The organism is uncultured Actinomyces sp., assembly GCF_963526355.1.
GTDB lineage: Bacteria > Actinomycetota > Actinomycetes > Actinomycetales > Actinomycetaceae > Actinomyces.
The window spans coordinates 1-2,875 of the sequence record NZ_CAUROW010000174.1; the positions used below are offsets into that span (position 1 = coordinate 1).

At 72.2% G+C, this 2,875-nt stretch carries 3 protein-coding genes; 2 read left to right on the plus strand and 1 reads right to left on the minus strand.

Annotated features, from left to right (window positions below):
* On the plus strand, positions 1-901 hold a 901-nt coding region (locus tag RWR81_RS13375; protein ID WP_314458200.1), incomplete at its 5' end, for a diaminopimelate dehydrogenase.
* 72 nt (positions 902-973) lie between these two features.
* On the opposite strand, the gene RWR81_RS13380 is transcribed toward RWR81_RS13375, so the two are convergent.
* Positions 974-2,053, minus strand: a complete 1,080-nt coding sequence (locus RWR81_RS13380; RefSeq protein ID WP_314458201.1) for a glycosyltransferase family 2 protein — start codon at positions 2,051-2,053, stop codon at positions 974-976.
* A gap of 208 nt (positions 2,054-2,261) precedes the next feature.
* Here RWR81_RS13380 and RWR81_RS13385 point away from each other — a divergent pair.
* Positions 2,262-2,875, plus strand: a 614-nt coding sequence (locus tag RWR81_RS13385; RefSeq protein WP_314458202.1) for a glycosyltransferase family A protein, incomplete at its 3' end; no start/stop codon positions are given.

Consider the following 2,875-nt stretch of genomic DNA (forward strand, 5'->3'; position numbering starts at 1 on the left):
GGACATGGAGCTCGTCGTCGTCTTCACCCGGCGCGACCCGGCCTCGGTCACCACTCAGGGGGCACCTGTCGCCCGCGTGGACGACATGGCCTCCTGGGCCGACAAGGTCGACGTCTGCCTGAACTGCGGAGGCTCCGCCACCGACCTGATCGAGCAGACACCGGCGGCCGCAGCCCTGTTCAACACGGTCGACTCCTTCGACACCCACGCCCGCATTCCCGAGCACTTCGACGCCGTCGACGACGCCGCCAAGGCCTCCGGGCACGTCGCCCTGATCTCCACCGGCTGGGACCCGGGCCTGTTCTCCATGCTGCGGGTCCTGGGCGAGGCCGTCCTGCCCGAGGGCGCCACCACCACGTTCTGGGGGCCCGGCGTCTCCCAGGGACACTCCGACGCCCTGCGCCGCATCGACGGCGTCGTGGACGCCAAGCAGTACACCCGCCCGGTGGAGGCCACCGTCGCCGCGGTCAAGGCCGGCGACGACGTCGAGCTGACCACTCGCTCCATGCACACGCGCGACTGCTACGTGGTGGCAGAGGAGGGCGCCGACCTGGCCCGCATCGAGCGGGAGATCGTGGAGATGCCCAACTACTTCGCCGACTACGACACCACCGTCACCTTCATCACCGCCGAGGAACTGGCCGCCGAGCACGCCGGAATCCCGCACGGAGGCTCCGTCATCCGCCGCGGGCACACCTCCGACGGCGTGGCCGAGACCGTGAGCTTCGAGCTGCAGCTCGGCTCCAACCCGGAGTTCACCGGCTCGGTCCTGGCCGCCACGGCACGGGCGGTGGCGAGGATGGCCGCTCGCGGCGAGTCCGGTGCGCGCACCGTCTTCGACGTGACGCTCGCCGACCTGTCCGCCACGACTCCCGAGGACCTGCGCGCCCACTATCTGTGAGGCACGCGGACATCCTAAGGCGTCCCGCCGCCGACGTTGGGCCGGCGGCGGGGCGACGAAGCACCGGTTGAGTCAGCTGCGGATGAGGGGCTCGTCGACGTCGGGCAGCTCACCGCGACGAGCCGCCCGGAGGAGCCTGAGACCGTCTCGGGTGGCCTGTGCGGCCGTGATGAGCGGGCGGCGAGTACTCAGGAGCTGGCGTCTGCCACCGCGCAGGACGATCTCGCGGGCTGCCCGGCCCGCCGTGGCCACCCACCGCCGCTGCGTGGCACGGTCCAGGTGCAGCCCGGCGTACAGCAGCCGGTTGCGCACGTTGTAGTAGTAGTAGACGTCCGACTTGGCCCGGTCGGACTGGTCGCTCTCGGAGTGGGTTCCGCCCTCGTCATGGACGGCGACGGCGTCGCGCACCAGGGCCAGGCTGCCGCCGGCCGCCAGTACCCGGGCCGAGAAGTCCACGTCCTCCCAGTACAGGAAGTAGCGCGCGTCCAAGCCGCCGGCGGCCTCGAACAGGTCGGCCGACAGCGCCAGGCAGGCCCCCGAGAGCCACGGCTGAGTACCACCCGGGGGAATCGGACGCGGTGAGCGGCGTGAGCGCATCGAGCCGTCCGCCAGGCACACGACGATCCCGTCGGAGACGATGCGGCCACCGGAGTCCTTGAGCACCGGCGCCACCAGGGCGAGTCGGTCCGCGTGAGCCCGGGCCGCCAGGCGGATGAGGTCGGCTCGGGCGATGACGGCGTCGGGGTTGAGCAGGACGAGCAGGTCGGCGCCGAGCTCGCGGGCCCGGGTCACCCCCAGGTTCATGCCGCCGCCGAAGCCGGTGTTCGTCTCCGGCAGGACCGTCTCCCAGCCCCGTGAGGAGGCCAATGCCACCAGCTCCTCACGGGCGGCGGGCGTGGAGTAGTTGTCGACGACGACGATGCGGGCCTCGGGGGAGTCCTCGGCCACGCGCGCCAGCGTGCGCTCCAGCAGCGCCGCCGAGTCGTAGCTGACGACGATGACCGCCGTGCGCGAGAGCAGCTCGCCACCGGAGAGCCGGCCGGACGCCTCGGTGATCTCGACTGTCCTGGCGGGGGCACTGGTCTGGGGGCCGGTCGGCTCGGCGGTCTCAGCGGAGTCGGTGCCCTGGGCGGGTTCAGGGGTGTCGGTCATTGGAGCGGGAGCCTTCCGGGTGCAGGGCGGTGTCGGAGTGGTGTCGGCGGGATCGGATGCTGCGGCGTCACGCCTTCGAGGCGCCGGTGGAGCGGCGTCGTGGCTCGGGTGCTCTCGCCGTGGGGCGCACCCGGTTCGTGATAGTACCGTTAGACCCTGATATCACGCCGCGATCCGCCGGCAGGCGGGAGGAAGGACGGGGCTGGACGTGCACCTGACCATCGCGATGCTCACCTACCGCCGCAACGACTACCTCGCGCAGGTGATCCCCGAGCTGCTGGCGCAGGCCGACGACGTCTCCGACGCGCAGACGACGGCGAGCGTGCTCATTGTGGACAACGACCCGCAGTCCGGGGCGCGGGCCGTCGTCGAGGCCGCCCGGGCGGCGCTGGCAGGCGAGCAGTCGGAGGCCGCGGAACCGTCCGGGCGGGCTGATTCAGCCGCCGCGGCTGCGACGTCGAGGCTGGTCTACGTCCACGAGCCCGAGCCGGGCATCGTGGCCGGACGCAACCGCGCCCTGAGCCAGGCTCACGGCTCCGAGGCCCTCATCTTCATCGACGACGACGAGATCCCCTCGCCGGGCTGGCTCAAGGCCCTCGTGAGCACCTGGCGCGCCCAGGGCTGTGCCGCCGTCACCGGCCCCACGCCGCCGACCTTCGAGGTCGACCCCTCCCCGTGGGTGACTGCCTCAGGCGTCTTCGACTCCTGGGAGGCCGACGACGGCGCCCAGGTCCGCAGCGCTGACACCGGCAACCTGCTCCTGGACCTGGCCGTCGTCGAGCGCCTGGGACTGCGCTTCGACCCGCGCTACGGGCTCACCGG